The sequence below is a fragment of the Pseudomonas sp. NPDC087614 genome (genome assembly GCF_044743485.1).
Lineage (GTDB): Bacteria > Pseudomonadota > Gammaproteobacteria > Pseudomonadales > Pseudomonadaceae > Aquipseudomonas > Aquipseudomonas baetica_A.
This window is the reverse complement of record NZ_JBIUWN010000144.1, coordinates 1-4,971: the sequence shown is the minus strand read 5'-3', so window position 1 is coordinate 4,971 and position 4,971 is coordinate 1. Positions and strand designations below refer to the sequence as shown.

General features: G+C 46.7%; 4 protein-coding genes. All 4 read left to right on the top strand.

Annotated elements, in window-relative coordinates; genetic code table 11:
* Positions 1-778 (top strand): type VI secretion system Vgr family protein (locus tag ACIOWA_RS27310; RefSeq protein ID WP_401162859.1); only part of this gene is annotated, 778 nt, incomplete at its 5' end.
* Positions 779-827: 49 nt separating this feature from the next.
* On the top strand, positions 828-3,137 hold the full coding sequence (locus ACIOWA_RS27305; protein ID WP_401162858.1) for a hypothetical protein: 2,310 nt from the start codon (positions 828-830) through the stop codon (positions 3,135-3,137).
* Between the two features lie 86 nt (positions 3,138-3,223).
* Positions 3,224-3,724: a lysozyme inhibitor LprI family protein gene (locus ACIOWA_RS27300; RefSeq protein WP_401162860.1), complete on the top strand. Its 501-nt coding sequence runs from the start codon at positions 3,224-3,226 to the stop codon at positions 3,722-3,724.
* Between the two features lie 201 nt (positions 3,725-3,925).
* On the top strand, positions 3,926-4,810 hold the full coding sequence (locus ACIOWA_RS27295) for a type IV pilus biogenesis/stability protein PilW (RefSeq protein ID WP_401162857.1): 885 nt from the start codon (positions 3,926-3,928) through the stop codon (positions 4,808-4,810).
* Positions 4,811-4,971: the final 161 nt, after the last annotated feature.

The following is a 4,971-nucleotide window of genomic DNA, read 5'->3' as shown; positions in this document are numbered from 1 at the left end:
TTCCAGCTCTTGGGCCGGCGACCGCTACGGCGCCATCAGCATCCCGCGCATCGGCATGGAAGTCCTCGTCACCTTCCTCGAAGGCGACCCCGACCGACCGCTGGTGACCGGCTGCCTGTACCACAAGGAAAACCCGGTGCCGTACGCACTGCCGGCGAACAAAACCCGCAGCGTGTTCAAAACGCTTAGCTCGCCGGGTGGTGGTGGGTACAACGAACTGCGCATTGAAGACAAAAAAGGTGCGGAGCAGATCTACATTCATGCCCAGCGTGATTGGGATGAAAACGTTGAGCACGACCAGAAGATTCGGGTCGGCAATGAACGCCACGACACGGTGGAGAAGAACAGCTACACCGAACTCAAGGCTGAAGAACACCGCACCACGATTGCCGACCGCAAGATCGAAGCGAAGCTCGATGATCACCTCACGGTTGGGCAGAACCAGCATGTGAAGCTTGGGACTGCGCAGCTCACCAGCGTGGGGAAAGAGATACACCTCAAGGCTGGGGACAAGATTGTTATTGAGGCGGGGACGGAGCTGACCATTCTTGGGGGTGGGAGCTTTATCAAGCTCGATGGTGGTGGGGTGACGGTGGTTGGGCCGGTGGTGAAGATTAATGCGGGTGGCTCGCCGGGGAGTGGGACTGGCATCGGGATCAAACCGCCGGTGCTGCCGGGGGCGGCGGATAAGGATAAGGCGGGGAGTTTGATGGATCAGGCGATTGCGAACGCGCCAGAAGAGCCGAAACCTAAAACAAAGTACCTGTTATCGCTGTGACGTCAGCGCTCAATGGATTTGAAGAATTTATTAAATATGGATCACACCTATGTTGATTAGCCCTCCATTTCTTCCAGCTCCGACGGCCGGAGAGACTGATGAAGCGTATTTGAATCGAGCAATGCTGTGTGGAGAGCCGGGTGATGGCTTTTTCCCGATCAGTTTTGATTTGAACTGGCATGGTGGTACTCACCTGAAAGCGCCTAAAGAGGCTGGGCGTGCACTGCCGGTCCGTGCAATTGCCGATGGAACGCTGGCGTACTTCCGCGAGCCAGCACCTGTGGACACCAGTGAAGATGCTCCTCTGAATTACAGCGGTTGGACGGACAATGGTTGCATTGTTCTTCGGCACGAAACCGAGATTGGGGAGGGTGCAAGTTCGAAGGTGGTTTTCTTCTCAATTTACATGCATCTTTCAAAACTATTAGTGAAAGAGCCGAAAAAGGGTATGCGGATTTATCGCAAAGACGTGCTCGGAGAATCTGGGAGGATTTATGGAGCAGACAATAAGATTCATTTTGAAATTATTGCTGATGATGGCCAAGTAAAGAATTTAATAGGGCGTACAGAAAGAGATCTGCCATATCAGACAAATTCTGGTAGGAGAGAAAGCTGCTGGGGGGACATGTATTTTTATTTGCCTCCTGAAATCGTCGGATATGCGGAACGACCAGCCAAATGGACAGATGCAAATAATATGTCTAACTGTGTGCGTCTTCCTGCGGATGGCATGTTTTTACGTATGAACTATAGTCACGGGCAGTGCCTGTTAAGTACCTTTACGCTTGATGGTAAGGTTTTGGGAGAGCTGAAAGAAGAGAATAACTTCGAGTATAATCTTTACGAAACCTCTATGGACCGGTTTCCAGATTGTCCAAGTGCGGGCTATGAGCTTCTCCGGTTTGGCCGTGTACTTGGCTCGGACGCACTTGCGCCGGCGAATGCGGCGCACTGGCGAAAAATCATATTTTCGGGTGGAGATGCCTGGGTTAATTTGAACAGCAGCACCATAACTTGCTTTAGTGATGCTGATTTTCCTCAGTGGTCGGGTTGGAAGTTGATCGATGATGATACTGACGAAGATAGTCATTGTCAGTCACCATATTTGCGGGATTTGTTAAAATTGGATGAGGATCCATTATATCCGCCTTCTAGAGATATAGTGGGGATATCCAAGGCTCCAGACTATAAGCATGTTCCGGTCAAGCCGGAAGAAGAGCACGTATATAGCAAGAATTATCGTGTTAAGAAGCACAATCAACAAATTATTGAACAAGAAGCCTCTAAGGAAAAACTTAAGCGATGTATATTTAAGTTTCCAAGTGAGTGGGGAGAAAATGACTTTGATACCCGTTATGGTTGGCTTGGACAAGAGTCGGAGTTAGGGCCAGCTATGCCAAAGGGTGATTACGATAAACTAAAATCTCACCAGGAGGCGCTGGCTTTTTGGGAGGATGCAGGCTTGGCGAGTATAGGATCGAAGCATTGGCATTTTCCGCCAAAAGAGTTTATTGCTGCTTTTAGAAAATGTGGTTGGTTGAGTGAGTCAGAATTGGCTCAGTTGCTCCCTTCAAACATATTGCGCCAAAGTGGTACGGTATGGCTGTTCGAAGCAGTCGCGCTAAGCGCGTTTGTAAAGTCAAGAATATCGACGGTGAAAGATGATCTGAATAAAGCGCTTCGAAAATTTTTAATTAGTGGTAGTCCGTTCAGACTGTCTGCTTTTTTTGGGAACTCAACTCAAGAAACCCAATGGTTTGGCAAGCTGCATGAAAATGACCCTAGTCAAAGGTATTCTCCGTGGGATGGGCGGGGGTTCTTCCAACTAACGTGGCCAGACAACTACGTAAAGTACTGGAAGTTTAGAGGGCGTAAGGTGTCCGATTCAACGGCGAAGTCACTTTCAGCTGCGGCAAAAGCTGCTGACAAGAGTAAGGATAAAAGTCACTTATCTGATGCAGTGCTTACACCGAAAGGATTAACATCCGAAATGATTAGGTGGCGAGGTGATGTGAGTGATAAGAGCTATGATGCGGCGATGAGCGCAGGTGCTTATTGGGCTTGGACAGGTGCGGCGCAATTCGCGGATAAGAGTCCTAGTCTGGTGCGTAATTCCGCACAGGTAGGCACAAAACATTATGCTTATTATAATTGTGAGTCGTTCGGACAAGTTGCATCGACCGTTAACTATGGGCGGCCCATGCCGGACCCTAGCAAAATAAAGAATGTCAACGGGATAGTGACGCGCTACCAGGCTTACACGAACGCGTTAATGGTATTGACCGAGTTTATGAGCTTTCCTGATACAGTGGGGAGGTTGAATGAAAAACCTGAGGATTTCATTCCGCGGAGAGTGTAATCGATCTCGGGTAGTTGTGATTCATATAAAAGATATTTATTTTTTTCGTTTAAGTGGGTTGTTGGGTGGAGGTGTATGTGAAAGTCATGTATATGTTTATTGGTTGCGCTTGGATGCTTTGTCTAGCTGTTTTGTGTTTGATAAAGATGTTCAGGTGTTGGATGGGTAATCATCATGTAGTTAGTAGGTTGATTGTTGCTTTTATTGTTTCATCATTTTCGCTAGTTAGCGCCGCTGAAGATGCTTGTCTCGAGAACGCATCTAGTGCGCAGATTGCGAAGTGTGCGGAGGTTGAAATGAAAAAAGCTGATGCGGAACTTAATGAAAGCTATAAGGCTGTCATTGAAAGAGCAGGTTCTCGGTATATTTTTCAGTATCAATCACAGCCTGAAATAAATAAGGCATTTTTGGGGAAATTGAAAGACTCTCAAAGAGCTTGGATAAAACTGCGCGATACCAACTGCTCGTTGGAAGGTTTTGAGAATGAGTGGGATAAAGTTTCATATGCTGCAGATATGAATAGATGCGTGGCGCGAATGAGTTTGGAACGGGCTAAGTACTTGGATGCGATCATTCCAGCGCGGTAATGATTTAGGGCTGAAAGGAAAAAGGTGACGGATTTATTTGTAAAAATGGCATAAAAATGGGGACAGACTACGTTATTAGTAATAGTCAGAGAGACGTGGTCTGTCCCATTAAACACCGAGCGGAAGCACGCCACTTTGCACTTAAGGGACCTTAGGATGAGGATGGTAGCTTTTTTCGTTTTCGCGTTCATAGTATCAGTGGTGAATGCAAACTCGAGCTACGAGGCTGATCTAAATGGGGATGGAGTCTGTGATTCGTATAGTGTTAGCCCGCTCGAGGATGACGGCACAGTTTCGCGAATCACTATTGGTATAGGCGGGAGCGACAAGTCAGTTACGGGAAATTTTGAACTTGGAGATGGTGGGCTGTCTGTAGGTTATCTATCAAGCGAATTTTCGTTGTTACTGGATTTTCATACTCGTAATACTGATCTTACGCAGTATAGCTTTAGATGGAGCTCTGCGCAGAAAGATTGGGTTCTATATAAAAAATCCACATGGGTTGAACCTAGTAGAGATGAAAAATATACCTTGGGCGGTGAGAAGGTACCAATTGAAGCATTATTTCCGCAGCAGTTTGATGTTCAGCGTATAGCGTGTTGCACGCTGTTTTCTCAGTTCTCTGAAAATGGGCCTAATTTTAGCTCTTTGAATGATGAGGCTCAGCTTTCAGAAGTCAGGAAAGATTTTAATTACATCCTTGGTAAGCTTCCTCAGGGCGAGAAAGGAGAGTTGTTTTATGGGGTCGATGATGGCGGTAACAAAGTAAGAAGGAGCATTCCCCAGGAGCTGGTGTATGAGCTGACTTTGATAGTGTCCGATGATAATGTCGGGCCGCTAAATGATTATGCCTATTATTTGTATCGTAACAAAAATAGCGTTTTAGCTGCTTTGCTTTTGAAGGAGATTCATAGAAAATTCCCGGAGAGAGTCGTTGCAATATTGAATTTGGCAGATGCATATTGGGATATAGGTATGAAGTCCGACGCGTGTCCGCTTTATAAAGAATATATCGCTAAAATGACAAAAAACGGAAAGGGTGGACGTATTCCACAGTCGGCTAAATCTCGAGAAAACTGTAGTTGATACGACCAATAGTAGGGGTGGGAACAGATCACGTTTTAGTAATTATCAGAAAAACGTGTTCTGTCCCTGATAGATCCCCACAAATCTACTCCAGAGCCTGCGCCTGTTGACGCACCTCGTTTCTTAACGCGTGCTCAAGTCTCTCCAAGGTTCTTCCAGAC